This is a genomic window from Chamaesiphon sp. (assembly GCF_041737865.1).
Taxonomy (GTDB): domain Bacteria; phylum Cyanobacteriota; class Cyanobacteriia; order Cyanobacteriales; family Chamaesiphonaceae; genus Chamaesiphon.
Genome location: NZ_JBGSQZ010000240.1, coordinates 13,420 through 35,901 on the forward strand (window position 1 = coordinate 13,420; position 22,482 = coordinate 35,901).

Genomic DNA, 22,482 nt, shown 5'->3' on the forward strand with positions numbered 1-22,482 from the left:
AAACTAAGTTTGAGACTCAACCCTAACTTGTACTTGAATGTAGTCTCAAGTTGAAGTCAAGTGGCTCCACTGAATCGTTCAAATCCCAACTAATCGAACAAAACATCTGTATGAGTAAGTGGATTATTTACGCAAGTCATTATGAATACGAATGAACCCAACTTTAAACGAATTTTATTGATTGATGACGACCTCGTGGTTCGGGCGAGAGTTAGTGAGTCATTAACGCAAGATGGTTTTGAAGTCATCTTAGCAAAAGACGGCAATGATGGGATCGTGGCTTATCAACAGTATCGTCCCGATTTAATCCTTGTTGATGCGGTGATGCCAATTTTAGATGGATTTGAATTTTGCCAAGAACTCAAGCAGCTTGGCGATCGATTGACACCGATTTTGATGATTACTTCACTTGATGATAATGAGTCAGTCGATCGAGCTTTTGCATCAGGAGCGACTGATTATATTACTAAACCAATTAATCTATCGATTTTGCGGCAGCGAGTCAGGAATTTAATTCGTCAATCCCATCTGATTAAAAATCAATTAAATGAACTCCAGCAAGCAAATAAAAGTTTACAGTTATTAGCTAATCTAGATAGCTTGACAAAACTAGCTAATCGACGCGGTTTTGATGACTATATGCAGCGAGAATGGGAGCGAATGCAGCGGATTAGAGCACCGCTATCGCTGATCGTGTGCGATGTAGATTTTTTCAAAAACTACAACGATCGCTACCTCCATCCAACTGGAGATAAGTGCTTGATGGAAGTAGCCAAGGCGATGCGAAATACGGTGCGACGGACTGGTGATTTAGTGGCACGTTATGGTGGTGAAGAATTTGCGATCGTCCTTCCCAATACAAATGCTTTGGGTGCAGTTTCTGTAGCTGAAAATATTCGATTGGCAATTAAGAATCTCCAAATTATTCATGAAGCTTCATCTGTTTGTCCATACGTGACGATTAGTGTCGGTGTATCGACAATTATCCCAACTCAGGAAAATGATTTTCAAACTTTACTTCATGCTGCCGATCGAGCCTTATATCAATCTAAATCTCAAGGACGCGATCGAGTTAGTACGCTCGTCGTCTAGCTATTAGACCTCCTGCGAAAGTTAGAAGTTAACTGTGATTAGAGGGTAGAGGGTAGAGGGTAGAGGTAGGATTGCTATAGAATCTTAACAAAATTAGGCGATCGATCCGGCTACCCGCCTGCGATAATAGATGATTGTCCAATAGAGACCGAAAGTTCGATGTTACTGACGACACCCACTTGGAATACCTTAGCCGCTCGATCGCTTGCAGGGGAGATCTTGACTAGATCTGAGAGCCTTGCCGTACTTCAGGCACCTGACGAGGTGTTGCTCGAACAAATCGCCGCCGCTTATCGGGTGCGCCGTCACTACTGGAGCAATCGGGTACGGCTACACTACTTGCTCAATGCTCAAAGTGGATTGTGCCCAGAAGACTGTCATTATTGCTCCCAGTCCAAGATTTCTACAGCCGAAATCGAGAAATATCCGCTGATGGCGCAGTCGAAGATTTTGGATGCAGCCAAACGCGCCGCCGAACTCCAGGCGGGGACTTTTTGTATGGTGATTTCTGGTCGATCGCCAAATGAAGCGACCTTTGGTAAAGTATTAGAGGCAGTGCGGGAAATCAAGGCGAATTACGATCTGAAAGTTTGCGCTTGTCTGGGTTTATTGACTGAAGCACAAACTCACCGTCTCGCTGAGGCTGGAGTCGATCGAGTCAATCATAATCTGAATACGTCTGAATCCAATCACGATCGGATCGCCACGACTCACACCTATACCGATCGAGTCGAGACAGTCAAAAATGTTCATGCTGCGGGGATTACGACCTGTTCGGGCGGGATTCTCGGCATGGGTGAGTCAGATGATGATGTCATCGATTTAGCCCTGTCCCTGCGCGAATTAGGCGTAACTAGCGTACCGATCAATTTTCTGATTCCCATTCCTGGTACCAAGTTTGCCGATATCGGGCAGTTAACGCCGCAGCAATGTCTCAGAATTCTCTGTTTGTTTAGATTTTTATTACCTTCCCAAGAAATTCGGATCGCTGGAGGGCGAGAAGTGCATTTGCGATCGCTCCAACCGTTAGGATTATACGTGGCAAATTCGATTTTTGTCGGCGATTATTTGACTACCCCAGGACAATCAGCAACTCAGGACTGGGATACGATTTCCGATCTGGGATTTGTGTTGGAGTCGGCCGATGGTGCTCCCATCGCTTGCACCAGCACCTAAATATAGGCGTTATCATAGTCCCAGGCCACCCATGCGGCGCACCCCTAAGCGAGATTGGATCGACTTGCCCGATCTACTAGACCCCAGCCGTAGATTAATGTACGATAATTATTAACGATTGTTAACAAAATGGGATCGAGTTCGGCTGCAAACTCATAATTGTCACTTATCTGCCGATAGAGCGGTGTCTAATTGGCAGTAGCAGCAACTTTACCTTATCATCTTTGGACTAAACCGCTACATGACTTTATCGATCGATCCGAATCCAGCCACCGCGCTGTCCCCGAATCTCAAGCTCAAGCATATCGTCCAGTCTTTACCTAAGGAAGTTTTTGCTAAAGACAACAGCAAAGCTCTGCTGATGACGCTCAAAACGATCGTGACGGTAACACTAGGGATGTTTGCCATATCTGTCTCGCCTTGGTACCTTTTACCCCTAGCTTGGATATTTACAGGTACGGCAATGACTGGCTGCTTTGTCATTGGGCATGACTGCGCTCACCGTTCATTTTCAAATAGTCGGAAAGTCAATGATATCGTCGGTCATCTGTTCATGTTGACCCTGATTTATCCCTTTCACGGTTGGCGATACGGTCATGCCAAACACCACAAGCACACCAACAAAATGGACGTGGACAACGCGTGGCAACCGTGGCGACCAGAAGCCTATCAAGATGCACCAGCATGGCTCCAAGTAGTCTACCAAGCGATGCGCGGTCGGTTGTGGTGGTTGGCATCATTACCTCATTGGGCAGCAGTCCACTTTGACTGGCGCAAGTTTCCAGCAGGCAAAACCCGCGATGATGTAAAATTCTCCGCCTTATTTGTCATTATCGGTGCTGCAATTATCTTTCCAGTCATCATTGGCACGGTGGGCATTTGGGGACTTGTCAAATTTTGGGTTGTGCCTTGGTTGGTGTATCATTTCTGGATGAGTACCTTTACGATCGTCCACCATACCGCCGCTGATATTCCGTTTACACCAGCAGGCGAATGGAACGAAGCGATCGCCCAACTATCTGGTACAGTTCATTGTGATTACCCTCGCTGGGTGGAATTCCTCTGTCACGATATCAACGTTCACGTTCCCCATCATATTTCCACAGCTATCCCTTCCTACCGACTGCGGGAAGCTCACGCCATCATTCAAAGTAATTGGGGCGAATATATTAAAGAACGTAAGTTCACCTGGGAAATGATGAAAGATATTACCGATAAGTGTCATATCTATGAAGAAAATGAATTTTATCAAAGCTTCCGCGACTTTAACGCTAATAATTAGGTTTTAGGTTTTAGGCTTTAGGCTTTAGGAAATAAATCCAAAAAAACTCTGAGGGTGGGTATTTGCCCACCTTATTTATTATCTGCGATCGTCATCGCTCGACCCTATTTGATGCGTAAAAATACCGTAGGGTGTGTTATCGACAGCGTAACGCACCAAAGATCTGTGGCTACCGATCGAGTGACAAGTCTTAACCTTGGTGCGTTACGGCTTGCGCCTAACACACCCTACTGGGACGACATGACTAAACCTGTGGGCATTCAGAACTCTGAGAAATACAATTAGTAATCTGTTTGGCGATCGCTTTACCCACATATTTAGTCGTGTCGAGCCACTACACTTACTGTCGTTTTAGCGCAGCTATTACCCACCTAATGCCGATCTCACCGTGCCAGCTCCGCTGAACCGAATCGTATTGGAATAACTTCCAACTAAACCCTAAAATGGAGTGAACGCCGCACTAAGCTACACACAAGCCACCTGTAAGCAGGGGAGTTTGAGGGGCGGCGTTCCGCTCCTCAACGGGGGGTCTGGGGGTCGGAACCCCCAGATCCGGGTTCTGCCCACACAAATAAAACTCGCAACCCACAAGTTCTCTTCGTTTACCGATTCGCTTGTCACCAATAGTCTCAATCTCGGTGCGTTACGCTGACGCTAACACACCCTACACTTACTTAGCTTCTCATCGAGGATCGCTGTAGATATGTAAGGGTAGGTAGATAGTGAGTTAAAATAAAGCCTGACTCATTTATACCCAATCGCCCAAACCATGCAATTCATCGATCTCGCAGAAGTAGAAGTAGAATCAGGAAGTGGCGGCGATGGGATAGTCACCTTTCGGCGGGAAAAATACATTCCGGCTGGGGGGCCTTCTGGCGGTAACGGTGGTAAAGGCGGCTCAGTGTTATTTACTGCTGTCGAACACCTGCAAACCTTGCTAGATTTTCGGTACAACCGTCGCTTCAAAGCGGAAAACGGCGGTAAAGGTGGTTCGAGTAATTGCACTGGCGCGTCCGGTGACGACCTGAATATTGATGTACCTTGCGGTACGATGATTTATGATACGGCAAACGATGAACTGTTGGTCGATTTAGTGGAGCCAGGACAGACTTTTCGAGTTGTTACTGGTGGTAAAGGTGGATTGGGTAACGCTCACTTTTTGAGCAATAGTAACCGCGCTCCCGAATACGCATTACCTGGGCAACTATCGCAGCAGAAGCGGATTCGGCTGGAACTAAAATTATTAGCCGAAGTCGGGATTATTGGGTTGCCAAATGCTGGTAAATCTACTCTGATCTCCGCCCTCTCCGCCGCCCGTCCGAAAGTAGCTGATTATCCCTTTACAACCCTAGTTCCTAATTTGGGTGTCGTCAGGAAACCCTCTGGCGATGGTACGTTATTCGCAGATATTCCTGGGTTGATCGAGGGTGCCTCTGAAGGTGCGGGTTTGGGACATGATTTCCTCCGGCACATCGAGCGCACACGAGTATTATTGCACCTAGTCGAGGCAACTGGCGACGATCCGATCGGTGCCTATCAGACGATTCGACAAGAGTTGACTGCTTATAGTGAGTCTCTGGTCACTCGCCCCCAAATCTTAGCTTTGAGCAAGATTGACGCTGTAGATGATGAGGAAGTTGCCGAAATCGCTCAAGCTTTGAGTGAAGTCGCCCAACAGGAAGTATTTTTAATTTCTTCAGCGACTCACACGGGTTTGGAGCCACTGCTGGCGAAAGTTTGGCAGCAATTAGACTTACTCGCAGCCGAACGCGCTGCGGAGAAATTAGCTCTGGAACGGGCGGCGTTTCCAGTACTGAAATAGGTGACATAAGAGAGTAGGGGCAATTGATGAATTGCTCCTACTCTTTGATTTAGACGATTAACAACGGACAGGGAGGGATTCGAACCCTCGATGGGATCACTCCCATAACACATTAGCAGTGTGCCGCTTTCGACCACTCAGCCACCTATCCACATTACGGCTATTAACCGACATTTACAAATATATCACGTTGATGATATTTTTACAATATATTTTAAATCGATGATGACAATCCCTACACTTACTCAAGTCTCGGCTCATCCTGACGATCGATTTGCGATCGGCTTTGCACCTCTATCCTTAGATGAAGTCTACCAGCTAGCTGATGCACCAGGAAATGGAGCTGTAGTCATCATGAGCGGGACAGTTCGCGATCGCACTGATGGACAAGCAGTAGAATATCTAGAATACCAAGCTTACGAGCCGATGGCGATGCGGGTATTTGCCGCCATTGGGTTAGAGATTCGTCAGCAATGGACTGAGGCTAATCGGATCGTCATTTACCATCGAGTGGGCAAGTTAAAGATCGGCGAAATCAGCGTGCTGGTAGCTGTGGGATGTCCCCATCGGGGTGAAGCCTTTGAGGCGTGTAAATATGCGATCGATACACTCAAGCATCAAGCCCCAATCTGGAAAAAAGAGTGGTATCACAACGTCAATGGTCAGATTTCCAGTACTTGGGTGAGTATTGGAGCTTGCGATCGAATTGATGAATAACCAGATGTAAATTAATTGACAATTGATAAAGGGCGACAATTTGTACCGTCGTCGAATATTGAGGGTTTTTAGTACCCACAACGAGATTATCTAAAATCGAGCAGATCGTAATAAATAGCCCGCCAAACCAAGTCAATAGCAATACCAAGGTGACGTCATGTATTTTGATGTCCAAGGAAATTTCATAGCCATGATATAAAGCATGAATCTTACCCTCGATCGTTGGTAATAAATGTCTGAAAACTTGATGTCGTTTGGATATTAAATATCCCGATCGGTAGATACTACATATTAGGAACATCAACACATACAGCTAATTTTCAGCTAAAGATCGCAACTTTCTACGAATTATTTTAGTAACCTTCATCTTTGGGTTTCTATCTGGGTACTCTAATCGATGAGTGAGTAAGCGAGAGATTCGGAAAATAAGTATGGAAGTAAAGATCGATGAGCTAGTAACTGACACAACTGCTAGCACGGTAAATCCAAGAGTGTCAGCGGCGCAGATGGCTAGTAACCCCAACACAGATCCACAACTACTACGTAAAATTGCCACAGAGAAAGATTGGGAACTACGGCGGATTGTCGCTAATAATCCTAATACGCCTACAGATGTCCTCTGGCAATTAGGGATTGACTTTCCTGAAGCCATCCTGAGCAACCCGATGTTTGAACTATTACAATTGGAGCGGCTCGATCTGGCGGCGGAGATTCCACACTCTACCCTGACGAGTTTGCTGCAATGCGAGCGGGTACCCCGAAACCTGATGGAGTATGCACTCACTCAGCAGGATTATAGTCTCTGGCTGGCAGTAGCTTACAATCCCCAAGCTCCCAGCGCATTACTAAAAAATCTAGCCCAAAAATCACGTTATCAGGATCGAGAACTGATCCGAGCTGTCGCCGCACATCCCCACACACCACCCGACTTACTCGCCGAGATTGTCAATGTTAGTGGTAGTGTCGCGCAAATTGTGGCAGAAAATGCCCAGACACCTGTTGCCGTACTGGAGCAGATTTTATCCACATATCGACAAACTAACGATCCTATCTTTACAACATTAGTAGCACTTCATCCCCAGATCGCAACTGAGCTACTGATGCAGATGTGTCTTGCGCCCGATCGGTCAGTAGCTAGCTCGCTGTGGCTAGCGAAACAAATGACGACAGAATCCCATCAATTAGTAGAGCTAGCGCAAACAGACTGGAATGTATTGCAGTTGGCGGTGGTACGCCATCCAAGCACTCCTAGTGCGACGATCGATCGGCTCTGGAAACAACTGTGGGCAAGCTACACCGCCCAGAGCCAACTAGCTCGACTGATTTATGACTCTTTTGTTGGTAACTCCAATACATCGCCTCAACTCCGAGGAGAATTGCGTAAATTGTTGAAATGGTGAAGGTAGTAACTAGTTGGTAATACCAACATCCAGATTCCCGCATACCTACACGCCCAAACACCCAGGCACAGCCGTTCCCATGAATCCTGAAGACTTAAAGACTTATCTCGATCGTCTGATTACCAACAATCTCAAAATTAGCACGATGATTTGGGGTGCGCCAGGGATTGGCAAATCTAGCATCGTCGAGCAACTAGCAAGCATCCATCAGCTCGAAGTTGTCGATATCCGGTTGAGTCAACTGGCACCAACGGATCTGCGGGGATTGCCTGTGGCAGAGGCGGGAGTTTCTAAGTGGTTCCCCCCCGAATTTTTGCCTCAACAGGGGAGAGGAATTCTGTTTCTCGATGAGATTAATATGGCTCCGCCAACGATGCAGGGGATGGCACAGCAACTGATTTTGGATCGCCGTGTAGGTTCTTATGTTGTGCCTGATGGCTGGTTTGTATGGGCAGCAGGAAACCGCAAGGAGGATCGCGCTGGGGTGTTTGAGATGCCAACGCCTTTAGCCAATCGGTTTTTACATTTGCAAGTGGAGCCAGATTTTGAGAGCTTCAAAACTTATGCCATCGGGCAAGGTATTCACGAGCAAATTATCGCTTTCTTGTGTTTTCGCCCCAGCTTGCTGCACAAGATCGATCCGCAACAACCAGCCTGGTGTTCGCCGCGATCGTGGATGATGGCTAGTAGTCTACATTACAATGGGTTGGATTTGGCACCAGCGATCGGGGTAGCGGCTAGTGCCGAGTTTCAAGCTTTTAGCTTGACATATCAACAGTTGCCCGATCTGCTCCCGATTCTGGATGGCAATGGTAGCGATCTTCCTTTTCCCGTCGAGCCTTCTGCTCGGTATGCTACAGTTATCGGGTTGACTATTCATGCCACCGATGCCAATCGCGCCTATTATGCTTTTTGTTGGCTCACTCAGGTGGCTACAGCGGAGTGGATACAGTTGTTTTTGTCAGATCTATTGGGGTTAATGCGATCGCGCGGACAATTAGGCATTTTTGCCGTACTCATCGAAAAAGATCCCTCGATTCAGAAGTTTCTCCAAGATTATCGCCAACTCATCGCAGCATAAATTGTCGCTGGATTATCTCAACATTACCAGGAAAATTCAGATGATCTTAGAAGCTGTAATATTAAATGTGGTCGCTGGCAAAGAGCTAGAATTTGAGGCAGCTTTTGCAACTGCAACCCCACTAATTTCCGCGATCGAAGGCTATCTATCCCATGAGTTACAGCGGTGCCTGGAAGTCTCAGGCAAATATTTATTATTAGTGCGGTGGCGCAATCTCGAAGACCATACGATCGGGTTTCGACAATCGCCTGAGTATCAACAGTGGCGGCAATTATTACATCACTTTTACGATCCTTTCCCCACTGTCGAACATTTTGAATTAGCGATCGCCAATGAAAAACCCAACAGCTAATGTTGGGTTTCGACAAGCAGTAATAAATCTTTGCACTTAGAAGCCGTTGCGACCCCAAACGACCATCGAGATCGACCAGGTGAATAAGACTAACAGTGAAACCCAGCCGAGGGTAAGAATATCCATGATTTTATTTAGAATTATATTTTATCCTTTATTCTAACATAATCCTTTGCTGACATAATCCCGAACCACCTCATCGAGAGACATCATGATTCACTATTCACCATCCACCATTCACTGTCTTGAAAAGGTGCTCCACTTGTCTCGCCTTTGTTTCCCGCCCATTTAGGAAACCCCTGTTCCCGCACTTTTCGCCATTCACCCCCTACCCTAGATATCTAACTTGACACTAGGCATGAATTATCAATTTACATATTCAATCTATCAACGTCCATTTCGACAACCGTTGAACACTAGTCATGGGGTATGGAAAGTTAGATCGGGGATCTTGATTCGACTCACTGACGATTTAGGAAGATCCAATCAAGGTGAAATCTCACCGATACCGTGGTTTGGGTCAGAATCGATCGAACAGGCAACAGTGTACTGCGATCGAATTGGCACTAATATTAGTGTCGATCGAATTTATCAAATTCCCGATAATTTACCCGCATGTCAGTTTGGATTTGGGAGTGCTTTGACAGCTTTTAACTCTACTCCAGCGAACATCGATTGGCACAAATCAACTCTAGGGATGAGTGCGCTTTTACCTTCAGGCGCGGCAGCAATCGCCCGATTACCAGCTTTAGCCGATCGAGGATACTCTACTTTTAAATGGAAGATTGGGGTACTGCCGATCGCTCAGGAGGTGGCAATCTGGACACAATTGATGGCGACTGTACCTACGAATGCTAAACTCCGGCTCGATGCGAATGGGGGGTTAACTTATCTAGAAGCCGAGCAGTGGTTAGAACTTTGCGATCGAGAGTCGCGAACCGAGTTCATCGAGCAACCTTTAGCACCGGATTCAATCTCACAGATGCAGGAATTAGCTAGAGTACATAACACCCCGATCGCGCTGGATGAGTCTGTTGCTACATTCGATCGAATTCAATCTGTTTATGCTGACGGTTGGCGGGGTATTTATGTTGTCAAGCCTGGAATTGCTGGGTTTCCGTGGCGATTGGCAGAATTTATAACTCAACATCAGCTCGATGTGGTTTTTTCATCAGTAATGGAAACTAATGTGGGTAGAGATGCCGCTTTTCAACTAGCCTCAAGCTTGCAGCTAAAGCGGAGCATGGGTTTTGGCATAGATGAGTGGTTTAGCGTTTGAAGTAAATACGCTCTCGATCGCATTTTGATCGTTTCGATCTATAGCTGTTGTCATATCGCTGCGGACAGATCCTCGACTTTTCTAAGAAGGCGGGGATCTGGGTTTCAAGGATTTTCGCATGTCTTAACCGCTCGTGAGCGATTGCTATATCAATTATCAATTAATTTAAGCTGCAACTAGAGAACCAATTGGATCGGGAATAGTTGCTGATGGGGCTTGAAATTCACCTGTAGCTACAAACTCTAGTCGAAGTTTTAACCAAGTGATAAACTGTGGGTTAGTAGATACAACTCCTGTAGCTGGCTGCGGCACTTTAGCTTTGACAGTTGCTAATTCTGGAGCATCCAAAAAAACAGGTCGATCGATTAACCAAAAGTCAATTTCTTTCCCTTGTTCTTGATAATTGCGGACGCGCTCTGCAAAGACTTCATCGAGATTTTCTTCTTTGCGTAAAAATTTCTGACTGGCGACTAAATAATAGTAAGTTTGCATATTGGTGGATGGTGGATGGTGGATGATGGATGGTGGATAGTGAATAGGGCTTAGGATTTATATACTTTACTCACTACAATAAAAAACCTCTGGCTAAATAATCATCCCAAACATGGCTGCTTTCATTTCGCGGATGGCTCGATCGATCCCAACGAGTACCGATCGACTGATGATACTATGACCGATATTCAATTCTTCCATCCCTGGGAGACACGCGATCGGGCGGACATTCCAATAAGTCAGTCCGTGTCCCGCATTCACTCGCAAACCAGACGCGATCGCCTGTTCGCATCCTGTGGCTAAATTCGCTAGTTCCTGCTGCACCCGCATCGGCTCCTTAGCCTCAGCATAGCGTCCCGTATGTAGTTCGATAAATTTTGCCTTTACCTGGACTGACGCGTCAATTTGGGCGGGTTCTGGATCGATAAATAGGCTCACTGGAATCCCCGCCGATTGTAGCTTGTCTACCACCGACTTCATTCGATCGAGTTGTCCGGCAATATCCAATCCCCCCTCTGTCGTTACTTCTTCCCGCTTTTCTGGTACGAGCGTGACATAATCAGGCTTCACCTCCAGTGCGATTTGCACCATCTCCGCCGTCGCCGCCATCTCTAGATTTAGACGAGTGCGGACAGTTTGCCGCAATAGCCGAATATCCCGATCCTGCATATGCCGCCGATCTTCCCGCAAATGCGCCGTAATACCTTCAGCACCAGCCAGTTCAGCCAATACCGCTGCCGCAATTGGATCGGGTTCCACAGTCCGCCGCGCTTGTCGAATCGTGGCTACATGGTCGATATTTACCCCAAGCATCAACAATTTTTAATTCTCCTTTGTTCGGTTTTGGTGTAGTATTGGATACCAGCTCATATCTTGTGCTAGCACATAAGATAACAGAATACTGAAATTTTGGATTAATTTGTGGGTATTGTGCAAATATATAGGCTAACATTAGCCAGTACCAAAAGGAGGACTATTCCTTGTCGCGTAGATATCTTTTTACTTCGGAATCAGTCACGGAAGGTCATCCTGATAAAATCTGCGATCAGATCTCTGATACGATTTTGGATGCCTTACTCGCCCAAGACCCTTATAGTCGCGTCGCAGCAGAAGTCGTAGTCAATACCGGACTCGTCTTGATCACTGGTGAAATCACTACCAAAGCGACTGTCAACTACATTGACTTAGCCCGCAAAAAAATTGCTGAAATCGGTTATACCAATGCTGATAATGGATTTTCAGCGACTAGTGCCTCAGTGCTAATTGCTTTGGATCAACAATCGCCTGATATTGCCCAAGGAGTCAATACAGCCAAAGAAAATCGGGGCGATGGCACCGACATTTTCGACCAGACTGGTGCAGGCGATCAAGGAATTATGTTCGGGTATGCTTGTAACGAAACACCCGAATTAATGCCATTGCCAATCAGTTTGTCGCACCGCGTCGCTCGACGCTTGGCGGCTGTCCGCAAGACTGGAGATTTACCCTATCTCCGTCCCGATGGCAAAACGCAAGTTACCGTCGAGTACAAAAATGGCGTACCTGTAGGTATCGATACCATCTTGATCTCGACTCAACACGATGCGGCAATTGGTGACATCACTGATGATGCTGGCGTTCAAGCCAAAATCAAAGCGGATCTCTGGACATATGTAGTGATACCCGTGTTCGCGGATTTGGACATCAAGCCAGATGACAAAACCCATTTCTTAGTCAACCCTACAGGTAAATTTGTAATTGGCGGCCCTCAGGGCGACGCTGGTTTGACTGGACGCAAAATTATTGTCGACACCTACGGCGGCTACTCCCGTCATGGTGGTGGTGCTTTCTCTGGTAAAGATCCCACCAAAGTCGATCGATCTGCGGCATATGCTTGCCGTCATGTGGCTAAAAATGTCGTCGCGGCTGGCTTGGCTGCCAAGTGTGAAATTCAGCTTAGTTATGCGATCGGTGTAGCTTGTCCTGTCAGTATTTTAGTCGAAACCTTCGGCACTGGCATCATCAGTGATGACCAAATGTTTGAACTGATCGAAGAGCATTTTGAACTTCGTCCAGAAGGGATTCTCGCTACTTTCAACCTGCGAAATCTTCCCGCAGAACGTGGCGGTCGTTTTTATCAAGATGTCGCCGCCTACGGTCATTTTGGTCGCGATGACTTGGATCTACCTTGGGAGCAAACTGACAAAGCGGCTACGCTCAAAGCGGCTGCGGCTAAATTTCTCACCGCAACTGCTGGTTAATAATCAATCTTGCCGTTTTCCCGTTTGGGCTGCTGAGATGGTATTACCCCCTTGATGAGGGGGTTTTTGATGATATTTCCTGCGAAAGTCAGATCTCAGGCTTTAGGCTTTAGGGGAAGTTTTGTGACTCGCACCTGTGAGCTGATGGTTTGTCGATCGTTACCATCACTGGTGAATATGTTAGGGTGGGTTCATGGTATTTTGCGGTTACATCAAATGAGCTACCAATCTTTTCGATCGTCCTAAACTGGTTGAAAATGGAAACCACAGAGATTATTAAAGCCTTACCCAATCTATCGATCGATGAGCGATTGTCGATCGCTACAATCGCACTGAATTCGATTGAAGCCCAAAAGCAGGTGATGACTGGGCGACAATTAGAACAGCAATTAAGAATAGCAGCTAAATTAGCAATAAATGATTACACCGATGATTCAGAGTTAACTATTTTTACTAGTCTTGATGGAGAAGATTTTTTAGAGTAGTCACAACAGCCAAGATCGAGGAAAATCAATGTTCAGAGGTGAGGTCTGGTTGGTAAATTTGGAACCAACGATTAACAGCGAAATTAGAAAGACTAGACCTTGTGAGATCGTTAATGATGATGCGATTGGGGTGTTACCATTAAAAATTATAGTCGAAGCTATCAAATTCATAATTCTATTTTTAATCCTTCAATTCCACAATCTTTGAGACTAAATACTCCAGTCGTAGAAGTCATATTAAACTGAAGTGGCACGATCGTAATAAAATTGCTTTTTATCGCTTGCACATCAGTTTCGATTGCGGGAAGATGGAGATGTTCTGGTTGATCTAAATCCTGAACTACTTCTCCAGACAACCAATAGTAAGTTTTGCCACGCGGATCTACCCGCTTTTGGAAAGTATCAAAATATCGCCTGATCCCTTGACGGGTAATTTTGACTCCAGCAATTTCTGAAGCTGGAACGGGTGGGATATTCACGTTTAATAACAACGATTCTGACAGCGGTTGATGTTCCAGATGAGCGATTAAATCTTTGGCAAAATTCGCGGCGGGTTGAAACTCCCGACAACTGAAACTAGTCAAGCTAAAGGCAATACTAGGAATCCCCTCGATCGTGCCTTCCATCGCCGCAGACACCGTTCCAGAGTACAAAACGTCCGTGCCGAGGTTGGCACCATGATTGATGCCTGAGAGGACGAAATCGGGGAAACCATCTAGTAATGCTCCCAGTGCTAATTTCACACAATCGGCAGGAGTACCAGAACAAGACCAAGCCCTAACGGTATGATGAAAAATACCTGTAACTTCTTCAGCCCGAATCGGATCGTGAAGAGTCAAACCATGACCAGTTGCCGATCGTTCGCGATCGGGACAGACTACAATTACTTCATGTCCGGCTATAGCGAGTGTATCCGCCAAAGTCTTGATTCCCAGAGCGAAGATCCCATCATCGTTGCTAATTAATAATTTCATGCGGATCTATGCGAGGTGGCGGTTAGTGTCTTTCTAACACATCTGATGCACGGATCGATCGATTCTCGCCGATCCTGGATGTGTTTTCAGCAATTCTCATTATGGAAATTGGGATTGGAGATAGGCTTGGTTTTTAAAAATAAAACTCTTGAAACCCTCATTCTCTCGTCACCACCTGAGCTGATTTAATCGCTGAACTAGTACAGCGGTTTTAAAATGAGAATTGCTGATGTGTTTTAAAATACCCATTACTCCCAGAAACCTCAAAACCCAATATTTTTCTTGTCAAAATCCGCCCGATCTAACTATTCCCGCAGCTTGACAAGTGCGTCTTTAACTGTGGCTGGTAATTGACGCATAATTTTGCCCTTCTCTCGATCGACAGCTACTAGCGTTACCATTCCAGTGAGATAAACAATCGATCGATCGACTGACTGAATCTCATATTCCCATACAATCCGTACTCCCTCCAGATCGATCGTGCGAGTTTTGACAATCGCGGACTCACCCATTTTCAAAGCGCGACGATAGCGAACCGATAGATCGACTACAGGTAAATCGCACCCCAGAGCCACCAAATCGGCAAAATCAATCCCGATTGATTTTAGACATTCCACCCGCGCCTCTTCCATCCAAGTCAAGTACGTGCCATGCCAAACAACGCCACCATAGTCAGTATGATGGGGGTGAACCACGATCGGATATTCAAACCAATTTGCTGACATGGCTTGATAACTCAATTTCTCAATCGCACTAGCTGGGGGAAATGGTTCGCGGATATCTGTAGTTTCGGACATGATTGGTAGCCTCAGTGAGCGATGCGGACAAAGATGTTGTGCGTTATCTTAACTAAATATTAATATCTAGTTCCAACATGAATATACGTCGGATTGCCACACTTGTATGGGGGTTAATTATAATTGTATCTGGCAATATCATCATGATGCCGACTAGTCCTGTAACAGCTACAACTCAGAGCGAGATCGGATTTACCCTACCGCAACAGCAGATCGTCACACAGCTTCAAACTGCGAATGTTGTTTACCTAGGCGAAACACACGATCGCGAGTGGGATCATCAGCAGCAGTTAGCAATTATTCAAGCATTATTTAAGCACAATTCCAAGCTGGCAATCGGGATGGAGATGTTTCAGCGTCCAGCGCAGCCAATTCTCGATCGCTATTTAGCCGGCAATATTACCGCTGCCGAGTTACGTCAGCAGTCGGAATTTGATAAACGGTGGGGATTTAAATGGGAATATTACGCCCCAATCCTCGAATTTGCCAAAGCTCACCGCTTACCCCTAATCGCTCTAAATACACCTACCGAAATTACTCGCAAAGCTTCAAAACAAGGATTAGAGAGTTTAACTAAAGCAGAACTTCAATATATCCCGCCGATTGCCGAGATCGATCGGACTAATATCGAATATCGGGGGATGATTTCAGCCAGTTATCAACAACATGCGGGGATTGTCTCGATCGCGAGTAGAAGTTTTGACAGATTTTATACCGCTCAATTATTGTGGGATGAAACTATGGCAGAACGCGTTGCTAATTTTGCCAAGCAAAATCCCGATCGTCAAACGATCGTCTTAGCAGGTAGCTCACATATTATTTATGGTTACGGTATTCCCGATCGCGTACAGCGGCGATTGGCTGGCTCAAAATTTAGCCAAAAAACAGTATTACTCAGTCACGATGTCGATCCTCAACAGCCCCAACCTGCCGATTTCATTTGGCACCCAGATCGAAAGAATAATTAAATTAATTGACTCCATTTTAGGCTAATCGATCCAGTCTCGATCTAATCAATAGAATTAAATCGGCAACGGTAATACATGCAGAATCGGTAAAATCAGCCAGAAAATTCAACTCGAACGCCTCAGATAAATCAAAGTAAATATTTGCAGCTTCTAAATAATAAAGTAAACTATTAGAGCCAGACTGTCTCTGACGACATTCGGCAAGTCGATCGATAAAGTTATGAAATTTAAATTCCAGATCGATCGCATCTGGATCGATCTCCAAATTTCTAGCTATGATAACTTTAACGATCTGAAATATATCGATTGTGCCGTATCGCATGATTGAATTCAAGTAGAAATTTGACAGTTAGCTGTAGAGTAGATACGTCTCAACACATAGGTCTGAGATGATAATGTTGTAAATATTTACGCTTTTTGGCTTATTACAGTTATATGTGCAGACTAAAGACAACGGCATTGGTATAATAGCTCAACCTGTCAAACTTCCTCCGAAGTTTACAGTGTAGCAATTAGCTATTTGACTGATGCCTTGGACCCCTTTACATAGTCAACTTCACCAGTGCCTAATCGATCGTCAGTTGCTGCCCACTGGGGCAAAGATCTTGCTGGCAGTTTCGGGAGGGCAAGATTCGTTATGTCTGGGACAATTGCTCCGCGATTTGCAGTCGCGTTGGCAGTGGCAGTTGGCAATCGCTCATTGCGATCATGGCTGGGCGCAGGATATCGGGATTGCCGAGCGCGTAGCGCAAGTCACCGCCCGCTGGATGTTACCATTTCACTGTGAAACCACCGCCAATCTACCCGAAACAGAAGCTGCGGCGAGAGAATGGCGATACCAAGCATTGCTGAGAATCGCTCAAACCACTGGTAGTAATTATCTAGTCACCGCTCACACCCAAACTGACAGAGCGGAAACTCTCCTCTACAATTTAGTTCGGGGTGCGGGTGCCGACGGACTCTGTGCGATGTCCTGGCAACGACAATTGACGCCGGAGATTAGTCTAATCCGTCCTCTATTGGCAGTTAATCGCGCCCAGACGGGTGAATTTTGCCAAGAGTATCTATTGCCCGTCTGGGAAGATGCCTACAATCAGAATCTCAAATACGCCCGCAATCGGCTGCGGCTGGAGATTATGCCTAAATTAGCAGCAGATTTTAACCCCCAAGTCGAGAGCCATTTAGCCCGCACAGCCGAATTATTACGCGCCGATGTCGAATATTTAGAGTCAGTAGCCCGCGAGTGGTATCAGCAAGCATTGGACGAACGGGGTATCAAAATAGATCGACTCATGCTCAAATCGATCGCGCTCTCACTCCAGCGACGAGTCATCCGCCAATTTCTTACCCAAGCACTGGGGAAGATGCCAACATTTAGTCAAATTGAAAATACAATTCTGTTAATTAATGCCCCTAACCGGACGCGGACATCAACATTTAGTCACGGACTAGCGGCTGAAGTTTCGGGAAAATGGATTGTGGTGAGCTAATCGATATTATCGTTGGCGATTTCCGATCGGCGAGGCTATACTGCCGCGATTGTCTTCAGCATTTAGCGATATTTCTTCTAAATTTAGTATAAAAATATACAGCTATATGAATTTCTGTAACTAATTAACTTACATTGAGATTGAATTGTAAAATCTATATAGGGAGCAGTTATTATCGATTAAATATTTTTTAAAGCAGAAATAAATGACCAGTGACAACCTCAGTTAATTAACAGATTTGTTAGTATAGAACCAATTGCATCGAGCATGAGTTTTTATCGAACCTGAAAATAGAATAAAACCATTCACCATTTACTCACTACCCTAGCTCACTAATTCGATCCAGCGGGAGTAGTTAAATGCAACCTAAATTTAATTATGAAAAATATAAATCGCAAATCATCTACCGATCCGGTGCTGTCAGCACCAAAGTTGCTGATGACGCTAATCATATCAGCAGCGATCGGGCATCCACAACAGGCGATCGCTAGTACTAGAGAAAACATCCAACCATTCCCGCTACAGATCGCCCGACAAGTCACCAAATCTCCAACCGCTACACCACGATCGGCTAGAGACTATTACAATCGAGCGATGCGTCGTTATCGCAGTCGAGATCGATCGGGTGCAATTGCCGATTTCAATCGCGCGATCGAGTTGGAACCTAATTTTGTCGATGCCTATAATAATCGCGGCATCATTAGAGGAGCCAGCGGTGATAATTTGGGGGCGATTGGAGACTATACTCGCGCGATCTCTCTTAACCCGAAATTTTTTGAAGCTTATGCCAATCGCGGTTTTGCGCGACTGAGTACGGGAGACAAAATCGGTGCGATGGCGGACTTGCAAACGGCGAGTGAGATTAAACCTAAAGATCCGCAATTGGCGATCGGCAGAGGCATCATTATGGCGCAAACTGGTGATAAACAAGGTGCGATCGCTAGCTATAACCAGGCGATTCAACTCAGCCCTCGGAGTGTAGATGCTTACTACAATCGCGGGTTGGCTAAACTCGATCTCGGCGATCGTCAAGGTGCAATTGCAGATTACAATAAGGCGATCGAACTTCGACCCAACTACGTCAATGCCTACAATAGCAGAGGCAAAGCTAAAGATTTGACAGGAGATCGTCAAGGCGCGATCGCCGACTTCGATCGTGCAATTCAGCTCGATCCCAATCGATCGAATGCTTATTTGAACCGCGCCATCGCCAAAAACTCGCTCGGAGATCGTCAAGGTGCAGTAAGCGACTACAATCGTGTCGCCAGTCTCAACCCTAAAGATGCTCTTTCCTACTTCAATCGAGCTGTAATCCTCGCTGAAAGTGGCGATCGAGCTAAAGCAATCTCCGACTATACTATCGCAATCAAACTCAATCCTCAGCTAGCTGAAGCTTATAATAATCGCGGGATCGCCTACTTCACGATGGGTGATCGAGCCGCAGCAATTGCTGATTATAATGAAGTCATCCGGCTCAAACCCGATTATGCTGTCGCCTACCTCAATCGGGGGATTGCCTTCTATTCTGCCCAGGAGTACCAGAAAGCAGTGCTAGATTACGATCGGGCGATCGCCATCGAGCCTAATAATGGTGATATCTACTTCAATCGCGGCGTCACCAAAGCAAGAATGCGAGAGTATCAGCAGGCTCTAGCTGACTACAATACAGCGATCCGCCTCCAACCCGATCGGGCCATTATTTATGCTAATCGGGGGCTACTCCAGGCTCAATTACAAGCAAATCCCGCTGCTACTGAAGATCTAAAGACGGCAGCAAAACTATTTCAAGCTCAAAATAATCCGGCTGGCTATGATTCTGTCATGCGGAAGTTAGAGAAAATCAAGTAAACAGTTGACAGCAATTCGCTCTTGCAGTAGGCTTTGCCGAGGCTTCTGTTGATGTAGGGTGTGTTAGGCGCAAGCCGTAACGCACCAGTATTCGATCTTACTCTTTGAGAGATTGAAGTAAAGCCTGTCGCATAATATCGATCGGAGCTGGTTGTTGTAGCCATAGCTCAAAGGCGATCGCACCTTGTTGAATCAGCATTTCCATCCCGTCGATCGCGATCGATCCTTGCTGTTTTGCTAACTGTAAAAAATTAGTCGGGCGTGGTGTATAAATCAGATCGTAAGCGATTGAATTAGAGCCGATTTTTCGGATTAGTTCTGCACTAATTGGACTTCGATCGACTTGGGGGTGCATCCCGATCGGGGTACTATTTACTAACAACAAATTATCTTGACTAATCAAAGTCGATAGCTCGTCCCACGGATGAGTTTCAACCCTCACAGGGGCAGGTAGCTTGGTGCCAGTAACGAGTAGCTCCTCCTGCCAACTAGAGCTAAATGCTGCCAACTTGACAGCATCCCGCCCAAAGACATGGATATTGCTACAGCCTAGCTGATGACACCCCGCCACCACTGCCCGCGCAGCACCACCATTGCCCAAAATCGCCACGGTTGTCTGTCCCCAGTCCCGCCGCATCGCCGCTAGAGGGCTGACAAATCCCGCAACATCTGTATTGGTGCCGATCCAGCCTGCTGCGGTGTTCCTGATGGTATTTACGGCACCTACGGCTCTAGCCAGAGGACTAATCTCTGCGAGGAGCGGGATAATTGCTTGTTTGTGCGGGATTGTCACGCTACATCCGACTACGCCGATGGCGGCTAAACCGTCTAGTGCGGTTGATAGATAAGCTGGCAATACGGGAAATGCTACATATCTATAATCTAAACCTAAATGCTCGATCGCCGCGTTGTGCATGGCTGGAGAGAATGAATGGCCGATCGGACTGCCGATGACACCTAACAGTTTTGTGGTACCAGTAATTTGGGGCATAAGATGAGGGTGTAGAGGATCGGGGAAGCGTCTTAATTGGTTGTTGGAGACTGTTATTGGTAAATTAACTCAAGGCTATTCGGATCTTTGAGTTAGAGGAGCCAATGGATGAACAATATTAGTTAAAATATGAATAAAAATGAGTAAATACTTTCAGGATTACTAACAACCATGATGCAAGTAGATATTGGAATCGATGCAGATACTCGCAAGGAGATCGCCGATGGGCTATCTCGACTGCTGGCAGATACTTACACTTTGTATCTAAAAACTCACTACTTCCACTGGAATGTTACCGGGCCGATGTTTCAAACTCTCCATCTGATGTTTGAAACTCAGTATACCGAATTAGCTCTGGCAGTAGATCTAATTGCCGAGCGAATTCGAGCACTGGGCTTTCCAGCACCTGGAAGCTATAGTCAGTATGCACAGCTAAGTTCGATTCCCGAAACAACAAGTGTGCCCAAAGCCACGGAGATGATTAAACTCCTCGTTGAAGGACAAGAAGCTGTCTGTCGTACGGCTCGATCGATCTATGCGATTGCCGACAAAGCTAGTGACGAACCGACTGCCGATCTACTCACTCAACGCTTACAATTACACGAAAAAACTGCATGGATGTTGAGAAGTTTGTTAGAGCAATAATTGGCTATTATCTTCAGTAGATTTCGCTAAATTGGTAGTAGTAAATTATAAATTGCTACTACCAATTTAGTAATTAAATTTAAATATAGTGTAAGGCGGGCACTGACCACCAGCTAAGTTTCAGGCGTTATCAGTTTGATAAATAATTAGAATAACATACATGCTACCAATTCAGCTCACCTTTAAGTAGTTATTTCTTATGAGTAGCGAGCGACAATTAGACTTGACGTTACAACTAAAAGAATTAATGCAGAAAGTGGGCATTAATAGCTTTAAACAACTATACCGATCGACCGGAACTTCTGCTGATGCGATCGGCAAATTACGATCGGGCAATCTTAACACGCTGCGGTGGCAAACATTAGTCAACATTAGCGATACGCTCGAAATATCTGTCAATGAATTAATCGACACATTTGGCGAACAATTGTCTAGCAATAAGACTCAACCAAATGTTTCTAAATCTAGCCACCAAGCACTAAAAACACTGCAACACGAATATCAACATCTCCAGCACCAATTTCAGCAGCAACGCGAAATTCTTCAAGCCGAATTTCAATATCAAAGTTTACAGACATTAGAATCATTTCTCACTTACTTTCCCACGGCTAAATATGCTGCTGCTCAAAATCATGACTTTCCAGCCAGTAAGATATTGCCATTGGTGCAGTCGATCGATCGATTGATTCAGCAGTGGGATGTCAGCATAATTGGTACAGTTGGAGCTAGAGTCGAGTACGATCCGCGCTGGCATCAATTAATCGCCGGAACAGCTACACCTGAAGAACTAGTCACCGTTAGATATGTTGGATATCGACAAGATGATAAGCTCATATTTAGAGCAAAAGTCAGTAATTAAATTTGCATTTTGCCAGGATTTTAAGTGTAATATTTGGATCTGATTGACGGACAAAAGTCCGTAAGAATTATCGTAAAAGCTGATGAGTAATGGGTTTGAGGAAAAAAGAGAGGAGAACTGTTAAACTGTTTTTATCCAAAAAACCAGTACAGCTCGAATGCTCGAAACCTCCTCTCGTCTACATCATCAATTAATTAAGTTTGCCAGTCAATATAGTCAGTGGGCAGATGTTCGACATTTAGGGGTAATGTGCTGGATGATGGTTGGTTTGATTGGCGAAGGTAGCGTGAATCTGACTAAATGGATAGACCATATCCAAACCAAGGCGACTATCGCTCAGAGTACCCAGAAAAGGTTGTCACGCTGGGTGAATAATCCACGCATTAATCCAGCTAAACTATATAGCCCAATAGTAAAAGCAGTATTTGCCAATTGGCAAGACCCCGAAATATATCTGACCTTTGATACCAGCATGTTATGGACTGGGCGGGT

The 22,482-nt window shown here is 45.6% G+C and carries 23 protein-coding genes, 1 tRNA gene and 2 pseudogenes; 18 read left to right on the forward strand and 8 right to left on the reverse strand.

Features of this window, described 5'->3' with window-relative positions:
* Positions 1 to 141 precede the first annotated feature (141 nt).
* The 4 genes from ACEW9J_RS18175 to obgE all read left to right on the forward strand — a co-directional run bounded on the left by ACEW9J_RS18175 (position 142) and on the right by obgE (position 5,372).
* Complete coding sequence (locus ACEW9J_RS18175; RefSeq protein WP_373546512.1) at positions 142 to 1,092, forward strand: GGDEF domain-containing protein; 951 nt, start codon at positions 142 to 144, stop codon at positions 1,090 to 1,092.
* A 159-nt stretch (positions 1,093 to 1,251) separates the two neighbouring features.
* A complete protein-coding gene (gene bioB, locus ACEW9J_RS18180; protein ID WP_373546513.1) occupies positions 1,252 to 2,268 on the forward strand; it encodes a biotin synthase BioB in 1,017 nt (338 codons plus the stop codon).
* 241 nt (positions 2,269 to 2,509) lie between these two features.
* On the forward strand, positions 2,510 to 3,550 hold the full coding sequence (locus ACEW9J_RS18185; protein WP_373546514.1) for a fatty acid desaturase: 1,041 nt from the start codon (positions 2,510 to 2,512) through the stop codon (positions 3,548 to 3,550).
* Between the two features lie 769 nt (positions 3,551 to 4,319).
* On the forward strand, positions 4,320 to 5,372 hold the full coding sequence (gene obgE, locus ACEW9J_RS18190) for a GTPase ObgE (protein ID WP_373546515.1): 1,053 nt from the start codon (positions 4,320 to 4,322) through the stop codon (positions 5,370 to 5,372).
* 64 nt (positions 5,373 to 5,436) lie between these two features.
* On the opposite strand, the gene ACEW9J_RS18195 is transcribed toward obgE, so the two are convergent.
* Positions 5,437 to 5,523: transfer RNA gene (locus ACEW9J_RS18195), tRNA-Ser, on the reverse strand.
* 74 nt (positions 5,524 to 5,597) lie between these two features.
* Here ACEW9J_RS18195 and ACEW9J_RS18200 point away from each other — a divergent pair.
* From ACEW9J_RS18200 to ACEW9J_RS18215, 4 genes are all read left to right on the forward strand, one after another.
* On the forward strand, positions 5,598 to 6,089 hold the full coding sequence (locus ACEW9J_RS18200) for a molybdenum cofactor biosynthesis protein MoaE (protein ID WP_373546534.1): 492 nt from the start codon (positions 5,598 to 5,600) through the stop codon (positions 6,087 to 6,089).
* Between the two features lie 431 nt (positions 6,090 to 6,520).
* A complete protein-coding gene (locus ACEW9J_RS18205; RefSeq protein ID WP_373546516.1) occupies positions 6,521 to 7,489 on the forward strand; it encodes a hypothetical protein in 969 nt (322 codons plus the stop codon).
* Positions 7,490 to 7,568: 79 nt separating this feature from the next.
* Positions 7,569 to 8,570 (forward strand): AAA family ATPase, encoded by a 1,002-nt coding sequence (locus tag ACEW9J_RS18210; protein ID WP_373546535.1) that lies wholly within the window; start codon positions 7,569 to 7,571, stop codon positions 8,568 to 8,570.
* Positions 8,571 to 8,610: 40 nt separating this feature from the next.
* Positions 8,611 to 8,922 carry an antibiotic biosynthesis monooxygenase gene (locus ACEW9J_RS18215; RefSeq protein ID WP_373546517.1) on the forward strand — a complete coding sequence of 104 codons (312 nt, stop codon included), beginning with the start codon at positions 8,611 to 8,613 and terminating at the stop codon, positions 8,920 to 8,922.
* A gap of 36 nt (positions 8,923 to 8,958) precedes the next feature.
* Here the strand turns inward: ACEW9J_RS18215 and petN are convergent, their stop codons facing one another.
* Positions 8,959 to 9,048, reverse strand: coding sequence for a cytochrome b6-f complex subunit PetN (gene petN / locus ACEW9J_RS18220; RefSeq protein ID WP_015160344.1), 90 nt, complete (start codon positions 9,046 to 9,048; stop codon positions 8,959 to 8,961).
* A gap of 232 nt (positions 9,049 to 9,280) precedes the next feature.
* Here petN and ACEW9J_RS18225 point away from each other — a divergent pair, with 232 nt between their 5' ends.
* Complete coding sequence (locus ACEW9J_RS18225; RefSeq protein WP_373546518.1) at positions 9,281 to 10,201, forward strand: o-succinylbenzoate synthase; 921 nt, start codon at positions 9,281 to 9,283, stop codon at positions 10,199 to 10,201.
* Positions 10,202 to 10,366: 165 nt separating this feature from the next.
* Here the strand turns inward: ACEW9J_RS18225 and ACEW9J_RS18230 are convergent, their stop codons facing one another.
* Together ACEW9J_RS18230 and ACEW9J_RS18235 are read right to left on the reverse strand one after the other, a co-directional pair.
* A complete protein-coding gene (locus tag ACEW9J_RS18230; RefSeq protein WP_373546519.1) occupies positions 10,367 to 10,693 on the reverse strand; it encodes an MgPME-cyclase complex family protein in 327 nt (108 codons plus the stop codon).
* A 93-nt stretch (positions 10,694 to 10,786) separates the two neighbouring features.
* Positions 10,787 to 11,512 carry a pyridoxine 5'-phosphate synthase gene (locus tag ACEW9J_RS18235; RefSeq protein WP_373546520.1) on the reverse strand — a complete coding sequence of 242 codons (726 nt, stop codon included), beginning with the start codon at positions 11,510 to 11,512 and terminating at the stop codon, positions 10,787 to 10,789.
* Between the two features lie 161 nt (positions 11,513 to 11,673).
* Between ACEW9J_RS18235 and metK the strand changes: the two genes are divergently transcribed.
* The 3 genes and pseudogenes from metK to ACEW9J_RS18250 form a co-directional block, all read left to right on the forward strand.
* Positions 11,674 to 12,933: a methionine adenosyltransferase gene (gene metK, locus ACEW9J_RS18240; RefSeq protein ID WP_373546521.1), complete on the forward strand. Its 1,260-nt coding sequence runs from the start codon at positions 11,674 to 11,676 to the stop codon at positions 12,931 to 12,933.
* A 257-nt stretch (positions 12,934 to 13,190) separates the two neighbouring features.
* Positions 13,191 to 13,418 carry a hypothetical protein gene (locus ACEW9J_RS18245; RefSeq protein WP_373546522.1) on the forward strand — a complete coding sequence of 76 codons (228 nt, stop codon included), beginning with the start codon at positions 13,191 to 13,193 and terminating at the stop codon, positions 13,416 to 13,418.
* A 28-nt stretch (positions 13,419 to 13,446) separates the two neighbouring features.
* Positions 13,447 to 13,572 (forward strand): annotated as a pseudogene (locus ACEW9J_RS18250) (type II toxin-antitoxin system PemK/MazF family toxin); the annotation flags it as partial.
* Positions 13,573 to 13,585: 13 nt separating this feature from the next.
* On the opposite strand, the gene surE reads toward ACEW9J_RS18250, so the two are convergent.
* Both surE and ACEW9J_RS18260 read right to left on the reverse strand, forming a co-directional pair.
* Positions 13,586 to 14,392 (reverse strand): 5'/3'-nucleotidase SurE, encoded by an 807-nt coding sequence (surE, locus tag ACEW9J_RS18255; RefSeq protein ID WP_373546523.1) that lies wholly within the window; start codon positions 14,390 to 14,392, stop codon positions 13,586 to 13,588.
* Positions 14,393 to 14,697: 305 nt separating this feature from the next.
* The gene (locus tag ACEW9J_RS18260; RefSeq protein WP_373546524.1) at positions 14,698 to 15,189 is read right to left on the reverse strand and encodes an acyl-CoA thioesterase; all 492 of its coding nucleotides are present in this window, start codon (positions 15,187 to 15,189) and stop codon (positions 14,698 to 14,700) included.
* A gap of 77 nt (positions 15,190 to 15,266) precedes the next feature.
* Between ACEW9J_RS18260 and ACEW9J_RS18265 the strand changes: the two genes are divergently transcribed.
* Positions 15,267 to 16,157 carry a ChaN family lipoprotein gene (locus tag ACEW9J_RS18265; RefSeq protein ID WP_373546525.1) on the forward strand — a complete coding sequence of 297 codons (891 nt, stop codon included), beginning with the start codon at positions 15,267 to 15,269 and terminating at the stop codon, positions 16,155 to 16,157.
* Between the two features lie 16 nt (positions 16,158 to 16,173).
* Here ACEW9J_RS18265 and ACEW9J_RS18270 read toward each other — a convergent pair whose 3' ends face one another.
* On the reverse strand, positions 16,174 to 16,479 hold the full coding sequence (locus tag ACEW9J_RS18270; protein WP_373546526.1) for a hypothetical protein: 306 nt from the start codon (positions 16,477 to 16,479) through the stop codon (positions 16,174 to 16,176).
* A 205-nt stretch (positions 16,480 to 16,684) separates the two neighbouring features.
* Here ACEW9J_RS18270 and tilS point away from each other — a divergent pair, with 205 nt between their 5' ends.
* Together tilS and ACEW9J_RS18280 are read left to right on the forward strand one after the other, a co-directional pair.
* Positions 16,685 to 17,647: a tRNA lysidine(34) synthetase TilS gene (tilS, locus tag ACEW9J_RS18275; protein ID WP_373546527.1), complete on the forward strand. Its 963-nt coding sequence runs from the start codon at positions 16,685 to 16,687 to the stop codon at positions 17,645 to 17,647.
* A gap of 378 nt (positions 17,648 to 18,025) precedes the next feature.
* Complete coding sequence (locus tag ACEW9J_RS18280) at positions 18,026 to 19,495, forward strand: tetratricopeptide repeat protein (RefSeq protein WP_373546528.1); 1,470 nt, start codon at positions 18,026 to 18,028, stop codon at positions 19,493 to 19,495.
* A 97-nt stretch (positions 19,496 to 19,592) separates the two neighbouring features.
* On the opposite strand, the gene ACEW9J_RS18285 is transcribed toward ACEW9J_RS18280, so the two are convergent.
* A complete protein-coding gene (locus ACEW9J_RS18285; RefSeq protein ID WP_373546529.1) occupies positions 19,593 to 20,486 on the reverse strand; it encodes a shikimate dehydrogenase in 894 nt (297 codons plus the stop codon).
* Between the two features lie 171 nt (positions 20,487 to 20,657).
* On the opposite strand from ACEW9J_RS18285, the gene ACEW9J_RS18290 reads away from it, so the two are divergent.
* The 3 genes and pseudogenes from ACEW9J_RS18290 to ACEW9J_RS18300 all read left to right on the forward strand — a co-directional run.
* On the forward strand, positions 20,658 to 21,131 hold the full coding sequence (locus ACEW9J_RS18290; protein WP_373546530.1) for a Dps family protein: 474 nt from the start codon (positions 20,658 to 20,660) through the stop codon (positions 21,129 to 21,131).
* A 199-nt stretch (positions 21,132 to 21,330) separates the two neighbouring features.
* Complete coding sequence (locus tag ACEW9J_RS18295) at positions 21,331 to 21,990, forward strand: helix-turn-helix domain-containing protein (RefSeq protein ID WP_373546531.1); 660 nt, start codon at positions 21,331 to 21,333, stop codon at positions 21,988 to 21,990.
* 157 nt (positions 21,991 to 22,147) lie between these two features.
* A pseudogene (locus ACEW9J_RS18300) lies at positions 22,148 to 22,482 on the forward strand (transposase); the annotation flags it as partial.